Source organism: Corynebacterium sp. HMSC068G04, assembly GCF_001814885.1.
Taxonomy (GTDB): Bacteria; Actinomycetota; Actinomycetes; order Mycobacteriales; family Mycobacteriaceae; genus Corynebacterium; species Corynebacterium hiratae.
In genome coordinates this window covers 15,136-37,931 of the sequence record NZ_KV818343.1, presented here as the reverse complement: position 1 = coordinate 37,931, position 22,796 = coordinate 15,136, and the positions used below count along the sequence as shown (strand labels likewise).

The following is a 22,796-nucleotide window of genomic DNA, read 5'->3' as shown; positions in this document are numbered from 1 at the left end:
TGGTACTAATAGACCAAAACAAACACACACACTTGAACTTTTCAGTGTGTAAACAACAAACACAACAGTTAATTAATCACACTGTCGCTTGCGTCCACTACACAGTATCTGACACAACACCAGCAACCAGCCGTTGCTCCGTGTGTTTGTCGGTGGCCTATAGCAGCAGGGAAACGCCCGGTCCCATTCCGAACCCGGAAGCTAAGCCTGCTAACGCTGATGGTACTGCAACCGGGAGGTTGTGGGAGAGTAAGAAACCGCCGACACCAAACAACAAACCATAATTCAATACACCAAGCCCGCCACCGTTGAGCAACCACTCAACGGTGACGGGCTTCATCATCGTTTTCGCACACAGCCTACAAGCGCAGACCCGAAAACACAGACCTGCGTGCTGCACATCCACGTCTGCACTTATAGACCGCAAGGGATCCGAGCACGGGTCATACGCGCTAATTATCCCAAGCACAAAGAATCCGCCGCCGCCCAAACAAGCAACACAGCTTTGTCGGCTAAGCACACTCATCCCCAGACCATTTGCCGGCTACAGCACCCGTGGACATAGGCACATCCGTCCAAGTTATGGGCTTGCCTCGTAAAGAACATAGAACATCAAAAATAGCCCCCAGCCGCAGCAAATGCGGGCCGAAGGCTAACTCTACAGGAAACAGGAAAAGGCGCTGTCTTTGGTGACGGTGGTACTTAGCCCTTCTCGCAACCGCGGGTGTCATGCAAACCGCACTGAGGGACGCCCAGGAACGAAAGGGCGATCGATGAGAGCGTGACTGGAATAGCGATAATGTCGTAGAAGGGGGAGTCGACGACGAGTTCATTGAGATCGGTGGACGATCCTTGTCGAGCGTTGTTCACTAGCCCGTCCTCAGCGGTCGCTGTGGGGCTTGCCGTGAGCATAAGTGCAGCGGCACCGATGATAGCTAGGGGCTTCTTCATCGTGTCAGTTCCTTTCGGATAGGGAAGTATAGGGGTGTCCTAGGCTATCGGACCAAGATGTCAATGGCAATGGTTTGGTACCGTTCTAATTCCGTCCCCATTCTTTGGCAGCAGTATTGCCTGGCTCAGCCGTCATGGGGTTTGGAGCCAAAACTACGGGCGAAGAAGATTATGGGTATGTAGGGGTAATTGCGAGTGAAACTCACGGGTATAGCCGGTTACGGGGTCGGTAAAAGAAATGTGCGTCGCCGTCAAGTGCATGGGAATTCGCATGTCTTCGGCTTCTGCCGGGTAGATGACGGGGTAGATGGGGTCCCCAATAATGGGTATGCCAGCCTGAAGCATGTGCAATCGGAGTTGATGCGTCTTTCCGGTCTGCGGCTTTAAGGTGTACTTCCCGAGCTCTGGTAGTGAACCGTGGATGGACTCGTAGGGGGCCTTATCTACGGGCACCACGCCGGCGACCTCGGTGATGGCGTTGATTTCGCCCTCGACAATTCGGCCTTGCAGTTCCCCCGGGGTCTTCTCCATACGGGAGCGCCAGACGGTGCCTGGGGAGACGTCGGCAAGCGGCGCGATGGCCTCGTAGGTCTTGTTTACGCGACGCTCGGCAAACAACGTTTGGTAGGCACCGCGGACGGAGCGGTCCTTCGTGAAGACGAGGATGCCCGAAGTGAGACGGTCCAGGCGATGCGCGGGGGAGAGCTCGTTGTTTCCCGTCATCCGGCGCAGGCGAACGGTTGCAGTCTCTGTGATGTGCCGGGCGCGGGGCATGGTGGCCATAAAGGGTGGTTTGTCGACGACCAGGAGGTGCTCGTCCTCAAAAAGGATTGGTATGTCGTATGGGACGGGAGTTTCGGGAGCCGGCATGCGGTAGAAGTACACCATTGCGTTGGTGGCGAGAATACTATCAGGGCGAAGAGGGGAACCATCTTGGCGCACAACTTCGTCTGCGTCGAAGCGGGCCTGTAGCGCAGCCTCGTTGTCGTCGGGGTGACGGTGGCGCTGAGTGACGATGAGGTGGTGAACGAAGTTCCACGCGGTAATCGGACCTTCAGGCACGCGGGCGTGGGTGGGGTTTAGCCCATCACGGATAGGAAGTGGTGTTGCGCCACGCCTTTTTTGCGATATTCTTTGACCCATGGATTTTAACTCTATTCTCGCACCCGTCATCGATTTCTTCTCTAATGGTATCGGTGCCGTCATTCGTGACATTGTCGTGGCCGCCTACAACATCCTCTTCCCTGCGAACGCGGACGCTGCTACCACCCCACAGGTCTAGTAATAGGTATTAGACTGGAAGTGTAAGCACTTCGAAAGGAAAGGTCATGGCAAAGGAAGACATTGTCGTCGTCGCCGTTGATGGTTCGGAAGCGTCGAAGAACGCCGTCCGCTGGGCTGCTAATACCGCGGTAAAGCGGGGTATCCCGCTGCGTATCGCATCGAGCTATACGATGCCGCAGTTCCTCTACGCCGAAGGCATGGTTCCGCCGAAGGAGCTTTTTGATGACCTCCAGGCGGAAACCCTAGAGAAGATCGAGGATGCCCGCGCCGAGGCCCACAAGGTTGCCCCGGATCTGAAGATCGGCCACACCGTGGCTGAGGGCTCCCCGATTGACATGCTGCTGGAGATGTCCAAGGACGTCACCATGATTGTCATGGGCTCCCGCGGTATGGGTGGTCTCTCCGGCATGGTGATGGGCTCGGTGTCCGCATCCGTCGTTTCCCACGCCTCCTGCCCAGTGGTCGTAGTCCGTGAGGATAACCACGTCACTGAGTCCACCAAGTACGGTCCGGTTGTCATCGGCGTCGATGGCTCCGAGGTTTCCCAGAAGGCAACAGATTATGCCTTCAAGGAAGCCGATGCCCGCGGCGCAGAGCTCATTGCCGTTCACACCTGGATGGATATGCAGGTTCAGGCCTCCCTGGCCGGCCTCTCCGCCGCACAGGCCGAGTGGGCTGAGGTGGAGAAGGAGCAGGCAGAGCTGCTGACCGAGCGCCTAGCTGAGTTCCAGGATAAGTACCCGGAGGTACAGGTCAAGAAGGTTATTGCCCGCGACCGTCCGGTCCGTGCGTTGGCTGAGGCTTCCGAGGGCGCTCAGCTGCTGGTTGTCGGTTCCCACGGCCGTGGTGGTTTCAAGGGCATGCTGCTTGGCTCCACCTCCCGCGCGCTGCTGCAGTCCGCTCCGTGCCCGATGATGGTGGTACGTCCGGACTCCGAGTAACCTTCGCATAACCCCGCTATAACGATTCGGGCCCATTTACTGGATAAGTGGTAAGCCCGAGTCGTTTTGGTGTTTTAACGCGTACGGTGGGGAGCACGTAAATAAAAGCTATTTACTGTTATGAGAAGGAGAGAGTGACATGGGACTTGGTCTCGGTTTCTTTGGTTCGATTGTTGTCGGCATCATTGCGGGCTGGCTCGCTGAGAAGATTATGAAGCGCGATCAGGGGCTGTTCACTAACCTCATTGTTGGTGTTATCGGCGGCTTGATTGGTGGCGGCTTGCTTGCGCTCTTTAATAAGAGTGTTGGTGATAGCTGGTTCCTTATGATTATTACGGCAACGGTCGGCGCCTGTATCCTGCTGTGGATTGTGGGAGCCATTACGGGCCGCAAGAAATAATAATTCGCATACATACCGGTTTGTCTATATTGTGTAGATGAACCGGTTTTGTCATGTGAGGAGAAGAAATGGCCGAAAAGAAGTCGCGACGCAATCGTCCGAGTCCGCGCAGCCGACTGCTCGAATCCGCCACGCGGCTCTTTACCACCGAAGGAATCCGCGTCATCGGCATCGACCGCATCCTGCGTGAGGCGGATGTCGCTAAGGCATCGCTGTATTCCCTCTTCGGCTCTAAGGACGCCCTCGTTATCGCGTACGTTGAGGCCCTTGATGAGGAGTATCGCGCCGATTGGCAAAAGCGCACCGAGGACGCGACAGACCCGGAAAGCAAGATCCTGGCCTTCTTCGACAAGGCCATCGAGGAGCAGCCCTCCATGGAATTCAGGGGCTCGCACTTCCTCAACGCTGCGGGCGAGTATCCGCGGCCAGAAACTGATGCCGAGCGCGGCATCGTGGCCGCCTGCGTCGAGCACCGCACGTGGATGCACTCCACGGTCACAGCACTCCTCAACACCAAGAATGGCTACCCCTCAGAGGAGCAGGCGAGCGAAATTCTCATCTTCCTTGACGGCGGGTTGGCTGGCGCGCGCCTTACCCGCGACGTCGCCCCGCTCGTGACGGCCAAGCAGCTGGCTATTCGGCTTCTGTCGGCCCCTCCTGCCGACTATTCGATTTAACAATTTTTCGTGCCTCCGCCACGATCTCCGAGTGGCGCTTGCGGCTAGCGGCGAGCTCTTCCTTGTGCCCCGGATCCTCTTTGAGCCGCTGCTTAGCCGCTTTCTTTTCCCGCTTCTTCTCCTTGGTGCGCCAGCGCTGTATGCTAGCGCGGCGCTGCTCGTGGACGGCCTCTGGCAGCGGGTAGCGCTTGCGCAGAATGATTTCGTACACGCCCGTCTGTAGCAGGGTGAAGAGGTAGGAACAACCCCAGTAGAAGATGATGGTCACGGGGATGGGGCCGTGCCAGGCCACCATCCACAACATCCACGGGATAAGAACCACCATGAGGGCCATAAACCACAGCAAGCGGCGAGGGATCTTTTCGTCGAAAAGCGTGGTGAGGTAGCCGCGGTAGAGCGTAATGAGCGTGTTGAGGGAGGTAAACACGAGTGCCGCGATGAGCATGGGCAGGACCAAGTCACGGTGCTCGCGGGCGAAATCGGTGAGGGGAACGCCGAAGACGGTGGAGGCGCGGAAAGAGGAGACGTCGTCTAGCGTGAGCATTCCCACCGGCTCATGTGTGGAACCGGAGACGCGGAGCACCACCTGGTAGAGGCCAATAAAGGCGGGAATGATGAGGAAGGCTGGGAAGCAACCCACCAGCGGGTTGTGCTGAAAGCGCTTCTTGAGATCGCGCTGCTGCGTAAGGACGGCGACGGCTTCATCGACGGTGTCGGCCCGAGCGAGCTGCGCGTTGAGCTCAGTCATCTCTGGGCGCATGAGGGCTCCGATGCGGCCTTGCTTCACGGAAAGCCAGTTCAGCGGTGCGATGAACCCGCGGACCGTCAGCACGAGGAAGACGATGGTGAGGATCCATGCCATGGAGCCGGAGAAGAAAGCGCCTAACAGGAGGTGCCAGAGTTTCATGATTCCGGAGACCGGATACATGAAGATTTCGATCATCGCCTACTCCTCTTTCTGCAGGGTGGTGGGGCACTTACACGTTACAGGGAGGCTAGGGTAGTGAGTATGCCCCACCCCACCGCGCGCACGCGAACGACCGTCGGCTCCGTCATCGGTGAGCTGATGCTGACGGCCGGCGTGCTGCTGCTGCTCTTTGCTTTTTACGAGTCCTACTGGACCAACATCGCCTCCGGCAAGCTACAGGACGAAGCCAACGAGACGCTACAGGAGGAGTGGCACAATCCGCGCGGCGCTGGCCATGCCCCGCAGCTCGGTGAGGCATTTGCACGCCTCTATATCCCTGCCTTCGGCTCGGACTTCGCCTTCGCGGTCCTCGAAGGCACCAACGAGGATGATTTGCTGCGCGGACCGGGGCGCTACACCGACACGCAGATGCCCGGTGAGCCGGGCAACTTTGCGGTGGCCGGACACCGCGTGGGCAAGGGCGCGCCCTTTAATGACTTGGGTAACCTGCACACCTGTGATGCCATCGTCATCGAAACTGCGACGGAGTGGATCACCTACCGCGTGCTGCCTATCGACGGTTCCCCGGGGGAGTGCTTCAGCCCAGAGCAGCAAGCCAAGCCGGAGTACCAGCCGGTTCAAGGCCGCCACATCACGCTGCCGGGCGATGTGAGCGTGCTCCAACCTGTTCCCGGAGCGGAGGGCGTTGAGCCCAGCGAATCCTTGCTTACACTCACGACGTGCCATCCGCAGTTCTCCAATGCGGAACGCATGATCGTGCACGCCATGGAGACCGACCGGGAGGCTAAGAAGCCCGGCTCAGATGACAATGACCGCCCCGCCGTCTTGGAGGAGAACTAATGTATCGCGCACTGTGGAACCTGTTGCCCGGCCCCACCGCGGTAAAAGCCGTGCTGGCGTTGGCTCTTGCCGTGGGGGTTTTCTTCCTGCTCATGGAGGTTGTGTTTCCCTGGGTAGCAGCGCAGATGCCCTATAACGACGTTGCCGTTTAGACCATTAAATGCTTAGGCCTTATACGTTTAGTCCTTATAGGCCTAAACGGTTGATCGCTTCCTGCGCTATGAGCTGGGGCTTGAGCGTTTGCAGCTGGTTCGACCACACCACCACGGCGTGGTTGTCCTTCTGCACGGCGAAGACCGAGTGATCCTCAAAGACGCCGCGCCCGCCCGACCAGCCATCGAATTCGGCAAGCTCCGTGTCCTCGACAGGGGCGGCCCAGTCCACGACCGCGCGCGCTTCCTCCACGCTGGGCATCTGGCGGATGAGGACGGTGACTTGTGGCTCCTCGGGGTAGGACCAGAACACACAGGCGGGGGGGCCAAAGCGCTTGTCGACGCCCCACCGGGTCATCCTCTGCCCGTTCGTATCGGCCACCCATTGGGTATCCAGATAGGGGCAGTCTTCCCAGTCGCTGACCTCCGCTGTGGCGTCGATGGGCAGGCCATCGCCTGCGTCGGTGGGTGGCGCAGGGCTTGCGGCCGGGGTGCTGGGGGTGGGGTCGTCTGCATCCGAGCACCCCGCGGCGGCGAAGCCGATGCCGATCAGGCAGGCGGCAAGCGGGGGAAGTAGGCTGTGGCGCATGACGTCCACACTAGACCAGCGCTCGGTTGAATCGGATGCCCTGCGCAACGGTATCCACGTCCTGACGGCGACGCTGCTGGTGGTGGCGATTTTTACCACGGTGCGCCTACCTCTGTGGCAGGGCGTGCTCAACCTGCTGCTCTTGGTTTCTTTCGCCGTGGTGTACTTCGGGGGCTCAGCCTACTTGGAGACGCTGCCGCGCATCGCGCGTTATGGCTGGATAGTCATCCTCACGGTATTGTGGCTTGCCGACTTGGCTGTGGCGCCTGCGGCCATCTACCTCGTGTTTTCCCTGTACTTTGTGTACCTCTACGTACTGGAGATGATCCCCGGCGTCATCTGCGTTATCGCGGCCACGGTGATGACCGTGCTGGTGCAGGTACCGGGCGGGCTGTCCTTCGGCGGCGTCATGGGCCCAGCGGTATCGGCCCTGGTGACGATCGCTATCACCTATGCCTTCCGGGCGCTGAGCCGTATGAACCAAGAATTGGTGAAGACCCGTTCGCAACTTGTGGAGTCCGAGCGCACGGCCGGTATGACAGCCGAGCGCCAGCGCATCGCCCACGAAATCCACGACACTCTGGCACAGGGCCTGTCCTCCATCCAGATGCTTCTGCACGCCGCTGACCGCGACCTGGCCCAGGAGAATATCCCTAAGGCGCAGGAGCGCATTGAGCTCGCCCGGCGCACCGCGGCGGATAACCTCCACGAGGCGCGTGCCATGATCGCAGCACTCCAGCCGGCGGCGTTATCAGAAACCTCCCTGGAGTCAGCTATGACCAGGATGGCGGATAACTTCGCGGCAACCGGTGGGGTTGATGTTTCCGTGGACGTTGAAGGCGATGTCCAGCAACTTCCCATGAAGGTGGAAGCAGCACTGTTGCGGATTGCGCAGGGGGCGATGGGGAACGTCGTCAAGCATGCCCACGCCAGCAAGGCACGGGTGACGGTAACCTATGCGCCGGATGAGGTGCGCGTGGACGTGGTGGACAATGGAGAGGGCTTTGATGTCGAGGCAGTGGAGAATAAGCCGGCGGGGTTGGGGCATATTGGTCTATCGGCGATGCGCAGGCGTGCTGAGGAACTTGGTGGAGAGGTCGTGATTGAATCCACGCCAGGCAGCGGTACGGCGGTCTCAGTTAGTGTGCCCTTACATAACGATGTAGATTAGGAATTTGTCCACACCGTACCAATGAGGAGGAAGCCCGTGATTAGGGTCTTGCTTGCCGACGACCACGAGATCGTACGCCTAGGTCTACGCTCGGTGCTCGAGGGGGCTGAGGATATCGAGGTGGTGGGTGAGGTAGCTACCGCCGAAGCCGCCGTCTCCGCAGCGCAGGCAGGTGGCATTGACGTCCTCCTCATGGATCTGCGTTTCGGAGCGGGGATTGAAGGTACCCGCGTCATGGGCGGCGCGGAGGCGACTGCCGCCATCCGCTACTCCATGGAGAATCCGCCCAAGGTGCTCGTGGTGACCAATTACGACACTGACGCGGATATTCTCGGGGCGATTGAGGCCGGAGCGGTAGGCTACTTGCTGAAGGATGCGCCGCCGGTCGAGCTGCTCGCGGCGGTGCGCTCGGCGGCCGACGGTGATTCGGCGCTTTCGCCGGTAGTGGCCGATAAGCTGATGACCCGCGTGCGCACGCCGCGCACCTCCCTTACCCCGCGCGAGCTGGAAGTACTGAAGCTAGTCGCGGCGGGATCCTCCAACCGGGAGATCGGTGTGGAGCTGATGCTTTCGGAGGCGACGGTGAAGTCTCACCTCGTCCACATTTACGACAAATTAGGAGTGCGCTCGCGCACGTCGGCCGTGGCGGCCGCCCGCGAGCAGGGCGTTCTTTAGAGGTTGTTGGCGTCGCGGTAGGCCAGGATGACGTCGTTGGGGATCTTGCCGCGCTCGGCCACCTGGTAGCCGTGCTGGGCGGCCCAGGCGCGGACATCGGCCGGCTTGTAGCGGCGGGTGTCCTTCTTCACCGGGTGACGGGCGGCCTTGACAAAAGGTTCCATTGCGGCGTGGAACTTATCGGCATTCTCCTGGGAAACATCGAGGAGATAGTCTTTACCGTCAACGCTGAAGCGGATGACAATCAGTTCTTCCTCGCTGAGGGGCTTGTTATCAATGTCGTCAAAAAACTGGGTGATTTCGCGGCGTGCCATGATTCTCCATTCGATCTGTCTGTAATCTGATCGCGCTGTGTTTGGGCTTCCTTCATCGTTCACCACAAGAGCGGAAGCCTAAACTTTAAGTAACTTAACGGCTTAAAGAGAGAGTCATTAAAAGAACCTTCTCTTGTTATTGACTATAGAGCAAAACCACGTCTGCGACACAGTTAAGGGGCGCAAGGAGAAGCAATATTCTGGCCGGTAACAAAGGCTGATTTTAAACCCGAAAGAAAAAGCCTCCGATCCGCTTTCTCGCCCTTGTTAGGAGGCGGGAAAAGTGGGGATCGAAGGCTGGAAGCTGTGGTGCGAAGGGTTATGCGCCCAGCTTGGACTGGATCTCATCGTTGAGGGAATCAATCTCGCCGGAGATGGAGCGGTGTGCGCGCTGGCGCTGCTGCTCAGTCATGTATTCCGCATTGTCGATTGCGGAATCGAGCTCGTTGAGCCGCTCCTTGACGTCGCGCTTAAAGCCGGCGGGCAGCTGGGCGTCCTTCAGGGAGTTGCGGATGCCGGCGGTGCGCGCCTTTAGCGGTGCGCCGTGGCCGGAGAAGGAGGCCAGCTGTTCAGCGCTGACGCCAGCCTTGTGCGCACGCTTCTTCTCAACCTCGCGCTGGGCAACGGTGATGCCGCGGTAAATCAGGGGCAAAAGAAGAGGTGCGGCGGTGCGCAGGGCGCCGGCATAACGCTTGACATTGTTCTTATTTAAACGGCCTTCTTTAATGCGTTCGAGTTCCTTCTTGGCCATTTTGTATTCGTGCTTGCGGCGATTCTTCAGGCCCTTTTCCTCGGACTTGATAAGCGCCTTCTCCTGCTTAGCCAACAGCTTTTGCTGACGGTGCTTGGCCTTATCAGCGGCCTTGACCTGTGCCTTTACACGGGTCTTGGCGGCCTTAACCTCAGCGCGGGCCTCACGGCGGGCCTTGCGGATCTTCTTCATAATGCCCATTGAAACGTCCTTAAATTATTTTTCCTTAGGGTCTCGCTACAACTCTAGCAAGGTGGTCTACTAAGCTCACCTGCTGTGAAGGATGTGCTCGTCGCCACGGATCTTGTGGGCTGCCGTTATCGCTTGGTGCAGCGCCGCGCGCATCCCGAGATCCCACGTACCGCGGTAAGTCAGGCCCGCGCGGAACGCCATGCGGCGGCTATCGATGCCGCCTTGAGCCGCCTTCCCGCCAAGGGGCCGGGCCGTTTTCGCCGCATTGACCTGGAGGGTAGCGACTTCGAGCGGGCCCTGGCCACGCTCGAGGCCCTAGCTCGCGGGTATACGCACATCACCAACGCCGTCTTTTCCACCGAAGAGTGGATGGTGCGCGTGGAGCTCCTCGTTCGGGACGGCGATATGTACAGCCCCGTTATCGTTTCCGATCACCGCGTGGCGCGCCGGCATGAGGCCTCGCGCGCGCTCGTCGTGCCGACCCACCGCTTGGGGTTGAGTGAGCCGCTACCGGCAAAGTACAAGATTCGGCATCACGCCATCGACGGCTACCGTTTGGCGCTGGCAGCCCGGGGCTTGGAAGAAGTGGGGCTGAATTCTGGCAGGGGCGCGGCGATTGGGCAGGACCGCAGCCAGGCTTTTGTCACGGATACCTCGCGTTTTGCCATCGATGAGGCACTGGCGCAACCGCTGCCCGCGGGCCCGCGCCGTGTCAAGGAGTGCGCCTCCTGCCGCTTTTGGCCCTTGTGCCGGGAAGAGCTGGAAGCCCGCGATGACATTTCCCTCTTCCTGCCGGGCGACCGCGCCAACCCCTACCGCGAGCGCGGTATCACAACGGTGCAAGGGCTTATCGACGCCTCCCTCGGCGCCCCCTCCGCCCTCGCCGCCGCCTGGCGCGAAGGTATTCCCCTGCTGCGCCGCGGGCAGGTCAGCGTTCCTCGCGCGGATGTGGAAGTCGACGTCGATATGGAGGCCTACCTGGATCAAGGCGCCTACCTGTGGGGTGCACTCCTGGACGGTGAGTATCACTCTTTTGCCACGTGGGAGCCGCTCGGCGGCCGGGCGGAAGCAGAGAATTTCGCCGAGTTTTGGGAGTGGCTCATGGGGGTGCGCGCTGACGCACATGCGGCGGGAAAGACCTTTGCGGCGTATTGCTACTCCGCCCACGGGGAGAACCATTGGATGCGCAGGTCCGCGCAGCGTTTTTCTACCCCCAACCTCCAGGAAGTGGAAGAGTTCATCTCCTCGGAGGAGTGGGTGGATATGTTTGTCCACGTCAAGCGTAGTTTCGCCGGCACCGCGGGGTTGGGTCTGAAGACCGTGGCCCCGGTCGCGGGCTTTGCATGGCCGGAAGAGTTTGACGGCGAAGAATCCGTTAACGCCCGCCGCGCCGCCCTCGCCGGTGACACGGACGCGCGTGCGCAGATTCTTCGCTATAACGCCGGCGATGTGCGCGCTACCCACGTGGTCCGCGAGTGGATGTCCGCCGGCGCGCCGGGCGTGCCTCCCCTCGAGCCCTAGCTTCTTCTGCCTTCCCGTTTGCAAGTCCCCAGACCTGAAACCCGCAACCTGCAGGTGGGCGTCGCCAAGCGCTTGCCGACGCCCCACTGCCCACGCAGGAGGTTGCGGGATCGAGGTCTGGGGATCTACAGGATGAGGCTGAGTCCGCCGAGGATGATGAGCACCGCAAGCGCCACCCACACCTGGTCCCAGTCCGTTGTGCTCGTTGGGGCTGGGCCTTCGGCCTTCTTGAGAAGCACGGCTTTCTGGGCCTTGACCGCGCGGGCGGTGAGGATGGGGAGGACAGCCATGGAACCGAGGCAGAGCAGCGAGGCGGCAACCATGGTGAGGGAACTGGAGGTGGCCAGCCAGAGGGCAAGCCCGCCGTTGATGAAGACCGAGCGCCCCAGCCCCCAGCGGTTGTATTCGCGCAGGCCAGCCCGCACCGCTGAAGGGCCGCCGCCCATCGTGGTGGGCAGCATATAGCCCATGACGCCGATGAGCAGTTGGGCGCCAAAGCCCACGACGAGCGCGAGCATGGGAATCTGTGGCTCGCTGGAGAAGAAATGCTGGGTGGTGTAATACACCAGACCGCCGAGCAGCCAGAAGCAGGAAAAGAGCACAGAAAGCGCCGGGAAGGTGATGCGCCCGCGTGGTTCCCGGAACACGCTAAGGGCATTGAGTAACCAGCTCTGTAGGCTGAGCGCCCAGCCGACGCAGTAGAGGATGAGGCCCGCTTGCGGTACATTCCACGCGCTGCCGATCACGGTGGTCACCACGCCCAGCGCCAACAGCGTGAAGCTCAGGCCCATGTGCGGATTGATTCCCTTGGTGCGCCAGATAGATGGGAACAAGATGGTGAGTGAGCCGGCCGCCGCCAGCCCCACGAAGCCACCAATATTGGCGGCCACGTGCGCGATGAGCAGGCGCGGATGGGAGGGGTGCGTCGCGAGGAAGGCACCAAGAGTGGCACCAACGGCAAGAAAGAAGGCTGAGGCTACGTATGCAGCAACGACAGGGCGGAATCTTTTGGATTCCGCTTGGCGCCATAAGGCAAAGAGGGCCACGCCGTGCCAGACCACGGCGAGCGCGACAAGTGTGGCGCCTATCTGTGTGAGCACCCAGTGGTGGCCCCAATATTCACTGAGGATTTGCCCCACGAGGGTGAGGATAACGCCGGCATTCTGCAGATAAATCCGCGCGAGCTGGCGAGGGCGGGCCGACATCGGAACTTTGAGCTGCACGAACTTCTCGGTGAGGTGCTGGGACCACACCACGATGCTGTTGCTGAGGATGCCGAGCGTGAAAAGGTGGATGAGGACCCACCGGTAATTCGGGATAAAGGTATGGATTGCGCCCGCGAGAAGAAAGACCATCATCCACAGGCTGACCGGGCGGGATGCTTTCCTGTGCCATGTGCGCGGCGACCACTTATCCATAAAACACGAGTTTATCCGGTTTTTCTCACAACCCAACTCAACACCGCGATGCCCGCGGCGAGGGCGGCGTAGACGGCGATGAAGCCGGTCCACGACAGGAAATCAAAGAGCACGCCCGCTAGCGCGCCCAGGAGGGAACTGCCCAGGTAGTAGAAGAAGACATAGAGGCTGGAGGCCTCAGCGCGGTCGTGAGTGGCGATATGCCCCACCCACCCCGAGGCCGTGGAGTGCGCTGCGAAGAAGCCGATGGTGAAGAGCACGATGCCGAGAAGGGTGGGGATCAGTGCCCCCATACAGAGCGCGATGCCCACGGCAAAAAGCAGGCAGGACAGCAGCAAGGTGTTGGCGTGGCCGACCTGCGTGACCAACCGGCCCGCCCGCGCCGAAGACCACGTGCCGGTGAGGTAGAAGAGGAAGACCAAGCCGGCCAAACCGGGCGCGAGGTGGAAGTGGTCGATGAGCCGAAAAGCCAAGAAGTTATAGAGGGACACGAAGGTTCCCATCGCCACGAAGGCCACGATGAACAAGGGAATCAGGCGGGTATCCCGGGCATGGCGGAAGATGGCGCGCAGCTCCGAGCGGAAGTGAATCGCTTTCGGGGTGAAGTTCTGTTGGTAGGGCAGCAAGATCGCCGCGATGATAGCCAAAATCAGCGTGACCAGGCTAGAGCCCGCCAGCGCCCAGCGCCAGGACGTGAGCTCGAGCAGCCCGGTGGGAATGAGGCGGCCGGTGAGCCCACCGATGGTGGTGCCGGCGATGTACAACCCCATGGCACGGGCGACGTAGGAGCTTTCCAGCTCCTCCGAGATCCAGGCCATGGCGGTGGCGGGTGCGCCGGCGATGACGGCGCCCTGGAGCGCGCGGGTGGCGATAAGTATCTCCGGATTGGGCGCCAGCGGCACGAGCATGCCGATGAGCGTGGCCGCGATGGTAGAGACGAGCAGCAGTTTTCCGCGGCCGATGCGCTCGGAGATGATGGACACGGGGATCACGCAGATAGCCAGCGCGCCTGTGGCCGCGGAGATGGTCATGGCGGCTTCCGTGGGGGACATGCCCATGTCCTCCACCAGGGTGGGCAGCATGGCTTGGGTGGGGTAGAGGCAAGAAAAAATTGCCAAGCCCACGAAGAGCATGGCAATGGTGGCGCGCCGCGTTCTGGTCATGCATCTAGCATGGCCTAGCGCGGGTTATGTGTAAAATGTCTAAAAGTTACATAAAACATGCGAGGTGTGCATGAATCTGGAGGATGTGCGCGGCGTCGTCGCCGTGGCCGATCATGGCCTCGTCGGCGCGGCTGCCGACGCCCTCGGGCTCTCCCAATCCGCGCTGACCCGCCGCGTTCAGCGCATCGAGTCGGCGGTGGGGGCCAGTCTTTTTGAGCGCAGCGGCCGACGCTTAAGGCTGAATGCCCGCGGTCGGGCATTCGTCGAGCAAGCGCGCCGGATGCTCATGGCGGAGACCGCCGCGCGTGATGCCGTGGCCCGGCTGATGGATCCGGAGCGCGGTACCGTGCGCCTTGACTTCATGCATTCCCTCGGCACGTGGATGGTCCCGGAACTGCTCAAGGCCTATCGTGCCGAACACCCTCACGTGGACATCCGCCTGCACCAGGGCGCGGCGCGCGAGCTCGTGGAGAGAGTAGCGGCCGGGGAGTCAGATCTCGCGCTCGTTGGCCCCCGCCCCACCACCCCGGGGGCCGTGGGCTGGCACCAGCTTAAATTGCAGCGCCTCGGGCTCGCAGTTCCGGAAGGGCATTGGGCGGCAGGACAAGACAGCGTGCGCATGGAAGATTTTCGGGAGGAGCCCTTCATCGGCATGCTGCCCGGCTACGGAACGCGTATGCTGCTGGATTCCCTGGCGAGCGAAGCCGGATTCACCCCGCGCCTCATCTTCGAATCCATGGAGCTGACCACCGTGGCCGGCCTCGTGGCTGCTGGCCTGGGATCGGCGCTGCTGCCGCTCGATGACCCGTACCTCAAAGCCCGCAACCCCATCCCGCTGCAGCCCGCGGCCTACCGTGAGCTGGGGCTGGTGTGGCGGGAGGGCGATGATGCCCCGCCGGTCGAGCACTTCAAGGATTTCGTCGTGACACGCACCGCCGACTAGCTGCCGAAGGGGAGCTCGGCCGCCAACGCGCGGAGTGCTTCAGGGCTGGAGATCTCGTGTGGCAGCCTGGCACTGGTGCTCCCAGGCGGCAGAGTGCCTTAACGGATAGGCCAACTGCCCAATATGACGAAGATCCCTCTCGGATCTGCAATGGCGGCGCATAACTTTGGCGGATCGGGCAGTTGTGGTCTGGATATCGGGGTTGGGTGGTCCTCCGCAAAGCTTGTAGAGGGAGTCACAACGCGAAACCGCGCTGAGCCTCAATGAAGAGAACTCAGCGCGGTCGAAGCTATATGGCCTTAAAGGAGGCCAGAGGGCTTACTTGGTGGCAGCAGCGTAACGCTCAGCAACGTCATCCCAGTTGAAGACGTTCCAGACAGCCTTAACGTAATCAGCCTTCACGTTCTTGTACTGGAGGTAGAAGGCGTGCTCCCACATATCCAGCATCAGCAGTGGGGTGAAGTTCACGGAGATGTTGCCCTGCTGATCGGTCAGCTGCTCAATAATCAGGCGGCCAGCAACGTGGTCATAGCCCAGAACTGCCCAACCGGAGCCCTGCAGGCCGGTAGCAACAGCGGAGAAGTGAGCCTTGAACTTCTCGAAGGAGCCGAAGTCGCGGTTAATAGCCTCAGCCAGCTCGCCGGTGGGCTCGCCGCCACCGTTCGGGGAGAGGTTCTTCCAGAAGATGGAGTGGTTGGTGTGGCCACCCAGGTTGAAGGCAAGGTTCTTGGACAGAGCGCGGATAGCGTCAGCGCTAGCCTCGCCGTTGCGCTGCTCCTCCAGAGCCTCGAGCGCAGCGTTAGCGCCAGCAACGTAGCCAGCGTGGTGCTTGGAGTGGTGCAGCTCCATGATCTCAGCGGAGATGTGCGGCTCCAGAGCGTCGTATGCGTAGTCGAGTTCAGGAAGTTCGTAAACAGCCATTTGTGTCATCCTTTCTTTGGGGTACGAGGCCCCATCGTAGGGCGCGGATGAGGATTTGGCCACAATAATTTTTTAATGGGAACCGCCGTGAACGAAAACCTGGATTGCAAGCGGCGTAGCGGAGTATAAGGGGAGGACAACGCTAAGTGTAAGGAGAACCCAGCATGTTTCTTTTCAAACCAGAGCCCAAGCTGGTGGCAGCGGAGGACGCCCTTCCCGGGCGCGCCGAGCCCGTCTTGGACAACCCGCAGCCCCACGCGGTCCTGGGCACTCCGATTACTGGACCGTGGAAGGACGGGCAGAAGTCCCTCATCATTGCCATCGGCTGTTTCTGGGGCGCGGAGAAGATGTTCTGGGAAACTGAGGGCGTGGAGTCCACGTCCGTGGGCTATGCGGGCGGCACCACGCCTAACCCGACCTACTACGAGGTCTGCCGTGGGCTGACCAACCACGCGGAGGCGGTGCAGATTACCTACGACCCGCAGCGTGTGCGCCTGCGAGACTTAGTGGTCAAGGCTCTGGAGGCTCACGACCCCACCCAGGGCTTCCGCCAGGGCAACGATGTCGGCACGCAGTACCGCTCGGCGTTCTACCCAGAGACCGAGGAGGAGCGCCAAGAGATCCAGCAGCTCGTGGATTCCTACGCAGGCAAGCTTGCCGACGCCGGCTTTGGCGCCACCACCACCGAAGTCACCCTCCTCAGCGAGACAGACTCGGGAGAGTATTACCTGGCCGAGGACGAACACCAGCAGTACCTGCACAAGGTGCCCAACGGCTACTGCCCGCACCACAGCACCGGCGTCAAGTGCGGCTAGCGCGCGGGCGCGCGGCTAGAGCTGCTTGCGCACGTGCGTGCGGAAGTCGGAAGGTTTGTTGAGCTGGTCGCGCTCCACGAAGGCCCGCATGCGCTCGGCGAGCTCCGGGGTGAGCTGGGTTCGCGTTTGGGAGCCGAGGACGGAATCCCAGTACCAGAAGGTTTCCTCAAAGTAGTTGTGCCCGTGGCCACCCGGCACGTTGAGCGAGTTGATCTGGTCCAGCGCTACCTGCCAGAAGGTGATGAACGGATGCCAGCGCAGGTTTTTAAAAGTATCTGCGTACAAGGTCTGCGGGGTGGGCTCGTGGATCCAGTTGGGACGAGCATAAATGAGCTTGCTATCCCACCACACGATGGCGTCAGAGGCGTGCTGGCCCACCGCCACGCGCGGGCGTTCCCAGGGGCCATAGGGCTCACCGAAGGCATCGTGTTCCATGTGGGCGGGGACGGCGGCGAAGCGGAGGTGCCGGCCGCCGTCGATAAGCGGCAAGCGCTCCAAGGAGCCGCGTTCACGGTGCAGGCGTCGCATGAAACTGGTCATCCGGGGAGGCCCAGTGAATACCGCGCCATCGCACGCCGCGAGCAAATCTTCGACCGTCTCGTAGTTTTCCACGATGGCATAGCAGCCCAGGGATTCGCCGCTTAAGTACAGCTTGGGGCGGTTGTCCTCGGGTAAGAGCTCGAGGCGGGCGTGAACAGCGGCGATGAGCTCGCGTGCAAAAGTGCGGGAGAGGTTCTTATCCACCAGGTAGGAAAACATGGAGGGCAGGTAGTCGAATTGCAAGGCCACGGTGGCGCAATTGCCGCGCGTGAGGAATTCATAGCCGCTGACCGAATAATTGTTGATCCAGCCTGAGCCGGAGGGCATCTGCAGCACGATGGTGTCGCGGTGGAAAGCGCCCGTGCGATCCATCTCCGCCACCGCGTGGCGGGCGGCGGCGTGCGGACCACGGCCGCGGATGAGCCCGATGTAAATACGGATCGGCTCGTGGGCACGTTCGAAGTGCATAACTTCTTTGATGTCCTGGGCGCGTGGGCCGCGGTCGAGGAAGGCCCTGCCCTGGGAGCCGACGGCCGTCCACGGCTCGTGGGACCAGGGGCTTCCCGAGCGTTCCGGCTCCCACGGCATCGCGGAGCCTGGGTACACCAATTTATTGAGGGCCAGACCTTGGATGGAGGCCCTGCGGAGCAGTCGGCGCCACACCATGCGGTCGCTGACTACGGCCGCAGCGAAGCCGACCGCGCCGCCGGCTAGCGGCCACGCTATCCACCTGGGCAGCCAGCGCTGTACCTGGCGGGAAAGCTGGGTGACGGCGATCTGCGCTGCTTCCCCGACGATGAGCAGGGCGCCGTAGCCCGCGGTGCCCACCACCATGCCCAGTGCTGCGGATTGGGGGCCGCGGTCATTGAGCTTGCCAACGAGGCGGGCTTGTTCTGATTGGTTGCGCAGGGAGCGTATGCCCGCGATGAATGTTCCGAGCCCAAGCAGGTAGTAGGAGTAGCGCCGAGTGGTGGGGCCCACGTGGTCCTGGGGGCGTCGCCCAGCGAGGCGGAGCCCGCGCTTGGCGGCGAAGGCTGCGGTGGTGGCGGCGAGGTGGCCAGCGCCTTGGCCGATGGCTACGTTGGCGGCGGTGACCCACCAGGGGCGTGGCAATAGCGACGGGGAGACGGCGGCCCAGGTTGCTACCTCCGCGCCGAAGATCCCGGGCCACATATTTTGCGGCAGGCGCCGCCGGCCGGTCATGCGCATGCCGGGTGTGAGATCGCTGATGAGCTCCAGGGAAAAGATGGCAGCCTGAAGGCCTGTGCGGGCGGTTTTGAGGGCGATGCGGCGCGCAAGTTGACGCATGCTGGCCATTGAACCAGCTTTGGGCCGTACGTGCAGTGATGCCACTAATCAGACCCAATCGGACATGAAAATGTGAGATCGGACTACTTATCCTGTGAATTCGGGCGCATAACGAGCAAAATTCGGACATTGGGGGCACAATAGGAGACATGGGAAATCATGTTGGAAACAAAGTAGTACTCATCGGCGCTGGCGACGTTGGAGTTGCTTACGCCTACGCTCTGGTCAACCAGGGCACTGTTGATCACCTGGCCATCATCGACATCGACGAAAAGAAGCTCGAAGGCAACGTCATGGACCTCAACCATGGCGTCGTCTGGGCCCCGTCCCGCACCCGCGTGACCAAGGGTACCTACGAAGACTGCAAGGACGCCTCCATGGTCGTCATCTGCGCCGGTGCCGCACAGAAGCCCGGCGAGACCCGCCTGCAGCTCGTGGACAAGAACGTCAAGATCATGAACTCCATCGTGGCGGACGTCATGAAGAATGACTTCGACGGCATCTTCCTGGTCGCCTCCAACCCGGTGGACCTGCTGACCTACGCAGTGTGGAAGGCCTCCGGCTTCCCGCACCAGCGCGTCATCGGTTCCGGCACCGTCCTGGACTCGGCCCGCTACCGCTACATGCTCTCTGAAATGGATGACGTGGCACCGACCTCCGTCCACGCCTACATCATCGGTGAGCACGGCGATTCCGAGCTGCCGGTCGTCTCCTCCGCCAACATCGCAGGTGTCTCCCTGTCCCACCGTTCTGAAAAGGACCCGGGCTACAACGAGCGCATCGAGAAGATCTTCGAGGACACCCGCGACGCTGCCTACCACATCATCGACGCTAAGGGCTCCACCTCCTACGGCATCGGCATGGCCCTGGCCCGCATCACCCGCGCGGTCATCCAGAACCAGGCCGTCGCTCTCCCGGTCTCTGCCTACCTGCAGGGCGAGTACGGCCACGAGGATGTCTTCATCGGCACCCCGGCCATCGTTGACCGCTCCGGCGTCAACCGCGTTATCGAGCTGGCCCTCGATGATCACGAGAAGGAGCGCTTTGAGAACTCCTTCAACACGCTCAACACCATCAAGGAAGAAATCTTCGGCTAGTGAAGATTGTCGCCCACAGGGGATACTCCGGGAAATATCCGGAGCTATCCCCTCTTGCCTTTGAGAAAGCGCTCGAGCTACCCATTCACGGTATCGAGTGCGATATCCGCCTGAGCAGCGACGGCAAGGTGGTGGTTCATCACGATCCCACACTGGACCGCACCACGAATGGCTCAGGCCGAGTGTCTCGGATGACCTGGGAGGAGCTGCGCCGCCTCAAGATTGGCGGCGGCCAGCGCATGCTGCTTCTCGACGAACTCCTCGACATGCTCGGGGATAAGAAGCACCACCTCTACATTGAGACCAAGCATCCCTCGGGGCAAGGCGACATCCTCGAAGAACAGATGGTGCTGCGGCTGCGCTACGCAGGGCTTCTCGACGACCCCCGGATCCACATGATTTCCTTTTCCCACCGGGCCATTCGTCGAATGGCAGCGCTTGCCCCGCACGTCGACCGCATCTACCTGCGCCGCGATTGGGAGCGCCATTTCAACCGTCCCGACATCCTGTTGTCGCAGCCCACTGGCTTAGGCATGTCCCTGTTGCGCGGCAAGCTGCAGCCTGACGCGATTGGCGCGCACGGCCTACCCACGTACATGTGGACCATCGATAAACCCGAGGACATGAAGTGGGCATGGGCCAACGGAGTGGATATTCTCGCCACGAACCAACCGGAAGTGGCCCTGCATGCCATTGAGCTGTAATGAACAGGTAAGTTGTTCAGTATGGCCAAGAAGAAAAAGAAGAACGAACAGCTGCCGGAGGGCATGTCCCGCCGCCAAGCTAAGCTCGCTGCCCGCGCCGCCGAGCGCGCTGCCCTGGAAAAGGACCCTCGCCCCTTCGGCGGGCTCGCCGCTGAGGCTAGCCTCGTCGCTCTGCAGGAATTTGTTCCTTCCGCAACGGCGAAGCTGTCCGTCAAGGGCTTTGACAAGGACGTTTACGTCGCTACCGTGCTGCCCGGTGCTACCGCGGCGCTCATCCGTGATGAGGAATCCGGTGGTGAGGCCTTCGTGGGACTGCAGGTGCAGTCTCACACGCACAACCCGGGCCGCGACCTGGCTTTCGCCCTGAACTGGGTGAAAAACAACGCGCCGGGCTCCACCCTCGAGTCCACCGCTGCTGATGGCTCCCAGCCGGAGCTCAAGGAGCTGCTGGAAGAGGACGCCGAACTGGAGATCAACGTCTACCAGGACTTCGCGTGGTGGATGCCGGAGGGTGCACAGGTTCCGCCGCAGATGGCGCAGGCTCTGCAGCGCGCCAACGATTCCGTCATCGAGTCCTACCAGGTGGGCCAGGAGGCTGAGGGCTTTGTCGGCACCGCCTTCTGGGCTAACGCCGGGGGCGGCAAGGCCCACATCCGCTGGGTTCGCCCCTGTGATGACGAGAATGCTTTCCTCAACGCGCTGGCGCGCGTGGCTGCTCGCGGCGAGCTCAACTTGGGCGAGGACACCAAGTTCGCCGGTGTCTTCCGCACCCACGGTCTGATCGCCCCGGTCTTTGACCTCGACCCAGAGGTCGCGCACGACTCCTACGAGGCCGAGCTGTCTCGCGTGAACAAGGCGTTGGAGGAGGAGATCTCCAACGACGCCAACCTCGACGCCGATGAGCGCAAGCAGCTGCAGAACATCAAGTCCCGTCAGGTGACGCTGCGCTAATTCCTCGGCGCCTTCGCCCCGAGGCTTAGGTACATATCGATCAAATAGGGCTCCAAAACCACGAGGTTTTGGAGCCCTATTTGATCGAAACGACCGGTCGAAGCCTTAGCGCATGGAGTCCCAAAGTGCTTGGGCCTCGGCGTCATCCCAGAGGACGACATTACCCACGACCGTGTCCTGGAAGCCGCCGATCGGCACAGTCTTCGTCTCCACGCCCGAGGCCATCGACAGTGCCACGCGGGCAAGGTGCCAGACGTGGTCCTTCTCGTTGACGATGAAGGAATCTGCGGTGTGGTTGACCAAGGAGATGGCCTTGAAGGGGTTGCCGATGGTGGAGAAGGACGTTGCCTTATCCAGCAGCGCGGCGAAGAACTCGCGCTGGCGCTCGACGCGGTCCAAGTCACCCATCGCGGTGGCGCGGGTGCGCACGTAGCCGAGGGCATCCGGGCCGCGGAGCTTCTGGCATCCCGCTTGGAGGTCGATGCCGGCGAGCGGATCGTTGATGGGTTCCTTGACACAAATCTCCACGCCGCCCACGGAATCCACGACGTTGGCTAAGCCGCCCATGCCGATCTCCGCATAGTGATCGATGTGGAGGCCGGTGGCTTGTTCCACGGTTTGGGTCAGCAGCTGCGGCCCACCGTAGGTGAAGGCGGCGTTGACCTTGTCCATGCCGAAGCCGGGCACATCGACGTAGCTATCGCGCGGAATGGAGACCAGCTGGGCCTTTCCGGATGCGGGAATGTGCAGAAGCATGATGGTGTCGGTGCGGCCAACTCCTACGTCACCGCCGGTGCCCAGCTCGGCCTGTTGTTCCTCGGTGAGGCCCTGGCGCGAGTCCGAGCCCACCAACAGCCAGTTCGTCCCGGAGGTCGGCGTCACCTGCTCGGAGGGCAAGGCATCGATACGGGTCAGGCGCGAATCCGTCCACAAGGTGAAGGCCACCATGAAGACGAGGGCGATGACGATGAGCCAGCCCAGGCAACCGAAGACCTGCTTGGCCGGGTTGACCTTCTTGCGGCGGCTATGCGGGCGCCGAGCAGGACGACCGCGGGACGCAGTCTGTGGGGAGTAGCTGCGCGGCGGTGCGTCGGGGCTTCGCCGGTATGCGCCGGCGGCAGGCTCCCGGGTGGCCGCGCTCTGGCGGGGCGCCGGGCGCGGCGATGCCTGCTGAGCCATATAAGCTTCGACGTCGAAGCGGGTTTCCTCCGGACGCGAGCGCTGCGCACTGGGGCGCTGAGCGCGAGAAGAAGAGTGCGTGGGATTAGCTCGCTGCCCGGAGGGGCGGCGACGCACCGGGCGTCCATAACGATCCCGCAGGGGCTGCCCGTCAGCGCCAAGGACGAACTCACCGGCATCCTGCCCGGCAGCATGCGCACCGCGCGGGCCATCCGGGCCGTGGGGGTGGGCCGGGCCAGTGGCACCCGCGCGGCGGGAATCGCCGTGGGGATCGCCAGCGCGGCGGGAATCGCGCTCTGGATCGTGTCCTTGGTAGGTCATGGGGAACACTGTACCGCGAAATCACTTCCGCCCCACCTTTCACACAGGGC

25 protein-coding genes and 1 rRNA gene are annotated in these 22,796 nt (G+C 61.6%); 15 read left to right on the top strand and 11 right to left on the bottom strand.

Annotation, left to right across the window (positions count from 1 at the left end; genetic code table 11):
• Positions 1-148: 148 nt before the first annotated feature.
• Positions 149-266: ribosomal RNA gene (gene rrf, locus HMPREF2993_RS10595) — 5S ribosomal RNA — on the top strand.
• 436 nt (positions 267-702) lie between these two features.
• Here the strand turns inward: rrf and HMPREF2993_RS10590 are convergent.
• Together HMPREF2993_RS10590 and HMPREF2993_RS10585 are read right to left on the bottom strand one after the other, a co-directional pair.
• The gene (locus HMPREF2993_RS10590) at positions 703-951 is read right to left on the bottom strand and encodes a hypothetical protein (protein ID WP_070517770.1); all 249 of its coding nucleotides are present in this window, start codon (positions 949-951) and stop codon (positions 703-705) included.
• A 153-nt stretch (positions 952-1,104) separates the two neighbouring features.
• Positions 1,105-2,157, bottom strand: a complete 1,053-nt coding sequence (locus HMPREF2993_RS10585) for a pseudouridine synthase (RefSeq protein WP_080975059.1) — start codon at positions 2,155-2,157, stop codon at positions 1,105-1,107.
• On the opposite strand from HMPREF2993_RS10585, the gene HMPREF2993_RS13650 reads away from it, so the two are divergent.
• The 4 genes from HMPREF2993_RS13650 to HMPREF2993_RS10570 all read left to right on the top strand — a co-directional run bounded on the left by HMPREF2993_RS13650 (position 2,093) and on the right by HMPREF2993_RS10570 (position 4,253).
• Complete coding sequence (locus HMPREF2993_RS13650; protein WP_168160887.1) at positions 2,093-2,233, top strand: hypothetical protein; 141 nt, start codon at positions 2,093-2,095, stop codon at positions 2,231-2,233. The genes HMPREF2993_RS10585 and HMPREF2993_RS13650 overlap by 65 nt on opposite strands.
• Positions 2,234-2,279: 46 nt before the next feature.
• A complete protein-coding gene (locus HMPREF2993_RS10580) occupies positions 2,280-3,176 on the top strand; it encodes a universal stress protein (RefSeq protein ID WP_070702276.1) in 897 nt (298 codons plus the stop codon).
• 139 nt (positions 3,177-3,315) lie between these two features.
• Positions 3,316-3,576 carry a GlsB/YeaQ/YmgE family stress response membrane protein gene (locus HMPREF2993_RS10575; RefSeq protein WP_010188457.1) on the top strand — a complete coding sequence of 87 codons (261 nt, stop codon included), beginning with the start codon at positions 3,316-3,318 and terminating at the stop codon, positions 3,574-3,576.
• 68 nt (positions 3,577-3,644) lie between these two features.
• A complete protein-coding gene (locus HMPREF2993_RS10570) occupies positions 3,645-4,253 on the top strand; it encodes a TetR/AcrR family transcriptional regulator (RefSeq protein ID WP_046647650.1) in 609 nt (202 codons plus the stop codon).
• Here the strand turns inward: HMPREF2993_RS10570 and yidC are convergent.
• Positions 4,210-5,196 carry a membrane protein insertase YidC gene (gene yidC / locus HMPREF2993_RS10565; protein ID WP_070702274.1) on the bottom strand — a complete coding sequence of 329 codons (987 nt, stop codon included), beginning with the start codon at positions 5,194-5,196 and terminating at the stop codon, positions 4,210-4,212. The two genes, HMPREF2993_RS10570 and yidC, sit on opposite strands and share 44 nt — an antisense overlap.
• Positions 5,197-5,262: 66 nt before the next feature.
• On the opposite strand from yidC, the gene HMPREF2993_RS10560 reads away from it, so the two are divergent.
• Together HMPREF2993_RS10560 and HMPREF2993_RS13645 are read left to right on the top strand one after the other, a co-directional pair.
• Positions 5,263-6,021 carry a class E sortase gene (locus tag HMPREF2993_RS10560; protein WP_070702273.1) on the top strand — a complete coding sequence of 253 codons (759 nt, stop codon included), beginning with the start codon at positions 5,263-5,265 and terminating at the stop codon, positions 6,019-6,021.
• Complete coding sequence (locus HMPREF2993_RS13645; RefSeq protein ID WP_168166775.1) at positions 6,021-6,173, top strand: hypothetical protein; 153 nt, start codon at positions 6,021-6,023, stop codon at positions 6,171-6,173. The genes HMPREF2993_RS10560 and HMPREF2993_RS13645 overlap by 1 nt, the downstream gene beginning before the upstream one ends.
• Positions 6,174-6,207: 34 nt before the next feature.
• Here HMPREF2993_RS13645 and HMPREF2993_RS10555 read toward each other — a convergent pair whose 3' ends face one another.
• The gene (locus HMPREF2993_RS10555; protein ID WP_070702271.1) at positions 6,208-6,762 is read right to left on the bottom strand and encodes a DUF2020 domain-containing protein; all 555 of its coding nucleotides are present in this window, start codon (positions 6,760-6,762) and stop codon (positions 6,208-6,210) included.
• Between HMPREF2993_RS10555 and HMPREF2993_RS10550 the strand changes: the two genes are divergently transcribed.
• Together HMPREF2993_RS10550 and HMPREF2993_RS10545 are read left to right on the top strand one after the other, a co-directional pair.
• Positions 6,761-7,933 (top strand): sensor histidine kinase, encoded by a 1,173-nt coding sequence (locus tag HMPREF2993_RS10550; RefSeq protein ID WP_070702269.1) that lies wholly within the window; start codon positions 6,761-6,763, stop codon positions 7,931-7,933. The two genes, HMPREF2993_RS10555 and HMPREF2993_RS10550, sit on opposite strands and share 2 nt — an antisense overlap.
• 36 nt (positions 7,934-7,969) lie before the next feature.
• On the top strand, positions 7,970-8,608 hold the full coding sequence (locus HMPREF2993_RS10545; protein WP_046647640.1) for a LuxR C-terminal-related transcriptional regulator: 639 nt from the start codon (positions 7,970-7,972) through the stop codon (positions 8,606-8,608).
• On the opposite strand, the gene HMPREF2993_RS10540 is transcribed toward HMPREF2993_RS10545, so the two are convergent.
• Positions 8,605-8,922 carry a histone-like nucleoid-structuring protein Lsr2 gene (locus HMPREF2993_RS10540; protein WP_070517764.1) on the bottom strand — a complete coding sequence of 106 codons (318 nt, stop codon included), beginning with the start codon at positions 8,920-8,922 and terminating at the stop codon, positions 8,605-8,607. The two genes, HMPREF2993_RS10545 and HMPREF2993_RS10540, sit on opposite strands and share 4 nt — an antisense overlap.
• 319 nt (positions 8,923-9,241) lie before the next feature.
• Positions 9,242-9,874, bottom strand: coding sequence for a DUF6474 family protein (locus tag HMPREF2993_RS10535; protein WP_070702267.1), 633 nt, complete (start codon positions 9,872-9,874; stop codon positions 9,242-9,244).
• Between the two features lie 75 nt (positions 9,875-9,949).
• Here HMPREF2993_RS10535 and HMPREF2993_RS10530 point away from each other — a divergent pair, with 75 nt between their 5' ends.
• Complete coding sequence (locus tag HMPREF2993_RS10530; protein WP_210401564.1) at positions 9,950-11,386, top strand: TM0106 family RecB-like putative nuclease; 1,437 nt, start codon at positions 9,950-9,952, stop codon at positions 11,384-11,386.
• 125 nt (positions 11,387-11,511) lie between these two features.
• Here the strand turns inward: HMPREF2993_RS10530 and HMPREF2993_RS10525 are convergent, their stop codons facing one another.
• Positions 11,512-12,804, bottom strand: coding sequence for a hypothetical protein (locus HMPREF2993_RS10525; protein WP_049156873.1), 1,293 nt, complete (start codon positions 12,802-12,804; stop codon positions 11,512-11,514).
• A gap of 11 nt (positions 12,805-12,815) precedes the next feature.
• Positions 12,816-13,967: an MFS transporter gene (locus HMPREF2993_RS10520; protein ID WP_046647632.1), complete on the bottom strand. Its 1,152-nt coding sequence runs from the start codon at positions 13,965-13,967 to the stop codon at positions 12,816-12,818.
• Between the two features lie 70 nt (positions 13,968-14,037).
• Here HMPREF2993_RS10520 and HMPREF2993_RS10515 point away from each other — a divergent pair, with 70 nt between their 5' ends.
• Positions 14,038-14,910, top strand: coding sequence for a LysR family transcriptional regulator (locus HMPREF2993_RS10515; protein ID WP_046647631.1), 873 nt, complete (start codon positions 14,038-14,040; stop codon positions 14,908-14,910).
• A 318-nt stretch (positions 14,911-15,228) separates the two neighbouring features.
• Here the strand turns inward: HMPREF2993_RS10515 and HMPREF2993_RS10510 are convergent, their stop codons facing one another.
• Positions 15,229-15,831 carry a superoxide dismutase gene (locus HMPREF2993_RS10510; RefSeq protein ID WP_070702265.1) on the bottom strand — a complete coding sequence of 201 codons (603 nt, stop codon included), beginning with the start codon at positions 15,829-15,831 and terminating at the stop codon, positions 15,229-15,231.
• A gap of 164 nt (positions 15,832-15,995) precedes the next feature.
• On the opposite strand from HMPREF2993_RS10510, the gene msrA reads away from it, so the two are divergent.
• Entirely contained in the window at positions 15,996-16,646 is a 651-nt protein-coding gene (gene msrA, locus HMPREF2993_RS10505; RefSeq protein ID WP_070545107.1) for a peptide-methionine (S)-S-oxide reductase MsrA, read from the top strand.
• A 15-nt stretch (positions 16,647-16,661) separates the two neighbouring features.
• Here msrA and HMPREF2993_RS10500 read toward each other — a convergent pair whose 3' ends face one another.
• Positions 16,662-18,503, bottom strand: a complete 1,842-nt coding sequence (locus HMPREF2993_RS10500) for an alpha/beta-hydrolase family protein (protein WP_070702263.1) — start codon at positions 18,501-18,503, stop codon at positions 16,662-16,664.
• Positions 18,504-18,643: 140 nt separating this feature from the next.
• Between HMPREF2993_RS10500 and HMPREF2993_RS10495 the strand changes: the two genes are divergently transcribed.
• The 3 genes from HMPREF2993_RS10495 to HMPREF2993_RS10485 are packed head-to-tail and all read left to right on the top strand — an operon-like array spanning position 18,644 to position 21,246.
• Complete coding sequence (locus tag HMPREF2993_RS10495; RefSeq protein WP_070443241.1) at positions 18,644-19,591, top strand: L-lactate dehydrogenase; 948 nt, start codon at positions 18,644-18,646, stop codon at positions 19,589-19,591.
• The gene (locus tag HMPREF2993_RS10490; protein WP_070702261.1) at positions 19,591-20,295 is read left to right on the top strand and encodes a glycerophosphodiester phosphodiesterase family protein; all 705 of its coding nucleotides are present in this window, start codon (positions 19,591-19,593) and stop codon (positions 20,293-20,295) included. Before HMPREF2993_RS10495 ends, HMPREF2993_RS10490 begins: the two co-directional genes overlap by 1 nt.
• Before the next feature lie 21 nt (positions 20,296-20,316).
• Positions 20,317-21,246, top strand: a complete 930-nt coding sequence (locus tag HMPREF2993_RS10485; RefSeq protein ID WP_070682204.1) for a DUF5926 family protein — start codon at positions 20,317-20,319, stop codon at positions 21,244-21,246.
• Positions 21,247-21,351: 105 nt separating this feature from the next.
• Here HMPREF2993_RS10485 and HMPREF2993_RS10480 read toward each other — a convergent pair whose 3' ends face one another.
• Complete coding sequence (locus HMPREF2993_RS10480; RefSeq protein ID WP_083318726.1) at positions 21,352-22,746, bottom strand: LCP family protein; 1,395 nt, start codon at positions 22,744-22,746, stop codon at positions 21,352-21,354.
• Positions 22,747-22,796: the final 50 nt, after the last annotated feature.

Coding starts and splice junctions, on each gene's coding strand:
- HMPREF2993_RS10590 (WP_070517770.1), bottom strand. CDS start 951: ATGAAGAAGCCCCTAGCTATCATCGGTGCCGCTGCACTTATGCTCACG.
- HMPREF2993_RS13650 (WP_168160887.1), top strand. CDS start 2,093: ATGGATTTTAACTCTATTCTCGCACCCGTCATCGATTTCTTCTCTAAT.
- HMPREF2993_RS10585 (WP_080975059.1), bottom strand. CDS start 2,157: ATGACGGCACCGATACCATTAGAGAAGAAATCGATGACGGGTGCGAGA.
- HMPREF2993_RS10580 (WP_070702276.1), top strand. CDS start 2,280: ATGGCAAAGGAAGACATTGTCGTCGTCGCCGTTGATGGTTCGGAAGCG.
- HMPREF2993_RS10575 (WP_010188457.1), top strand. CDS start 3,316: ATGGGACTTGGTCTCGGTTTCTTTGGTTCGATTGTTGTCGGCATCATT.
- HMPREF2993_RS10570 (WP_046647650.1), top strand. CDS start 3,645: ATGGCCGAAAAGAAGTCGCGACGCAATCGTCCGAGTCCGCGCAGCCGA.
- yidC (WP_070702274.1), bottom strand. CDS start 5,196: ATGATCGAAATCTTCATGTATCCGGTCTCCGGAATCATGAAACTCTGG.
- HMPREF2993_RS10560 (WP_070702273.1), top strand. CDS start 5,263: ATGCCCCACCCCACCGCGCGCACGCGAACGACCGTCGGCTCCGTCATC.
- HMPREF2993_RS13645 (WP_168166775.1), top strand. CDS start 6,021: ATGTATCGCGCACTGTGGAACCTGTTGCCCGGCCCCACCGCGGTAAAA.
- HMPREF2993_RS10550 (WP_070702269.1), top strand. CDS start 6,761: ATGACGTCCACACTAGACCAGCGCTCGGTTGAATCGGATGCCCTGCGC.
- HMPREF2993_RS10555 (WP_070702271.1), bottom strand. CDS start 6,762: ATGCGCCACAGCCTACTTCCCCCGCTTGCCGCCTGCCTGATCGGCATC.
- HMPREF2993_RS10540 (WP_070517764.1), bottom strand. CDS start 8,922: ATGGCACGCCGCGAAATCACCCAGTTTTTTGACGACATTGATAACAAG.
- HMPREF2993_RS10535 (WP_070702267.1), bottom strand. CDS start 9,874: ATGGGCATTATGAAGAAGATCCGCAAGGCCCGCCGTGAGGCCCGCGCT.
- HMPREF2993_RS10525 (WP_049156873.1), bottom strand. CDS start 12,804: ATGGATAAGTGGTCGCCGCGCACATGGCACAGGAAAGCATCCCGCCCG.
- HMPREF2993_RS10520 (WP_046647632.1), bottom strand. CDS start 13,967: ATGACCAGAACGCGGCGCGCCACCATTGCCATGCTCTTCGTGGGCTTG.
- HMPREF2993_RS10515 (WP_046647631.1), top strand. CDS start 14,038: ATGAATCTGGAGGATGTGCGCGGCGTCGTCGCCGTGGCCGATCATGGC.
- HMPREF2993_RS10510 (WP_070702265.1), bottom strand. CDS start 15,831: ATGGCTGTTTACGAACTTCCTGAACTCGACTACGCATACGACGCTCTG.
- msrA (WP_070545107.1), top strand. CDS start 15,996: ATGTTTCTTTTCAAACCAGAGCCCAAGCTGGTGGCAGCGGAGGACGCC.
- HMPREF2993_RS10500 (WP_070702263.1), bottom strand. CDS start 18,503: ATGGCCAGCATGCGTCAACTTGCGCGCCGCATCGCCCTCAAAACCGCC.
- HMPREF2993_RS10495 (WP_070443241.1), top strand. CDS start 18,644: ATGGGAAATCATGTTGGAAACAAAGTAGTACTCATCGGCGCTGGCGAC.
- HMPREF2993_RS10485 (WP_070682204.1), top strand. CDS start 20,317: ATGGCCAAGAAGAAAAAGAAGAACGAACAGCTGCCGGAGGGCATGTCC.
- HMPREF2993_RS10480 (WP_083318726.1), bottom strand. CDS start 22,746: ATGACCTACCAAGGACACGATCCAGAGCGCGATTCCCGCCGCGCTGGC.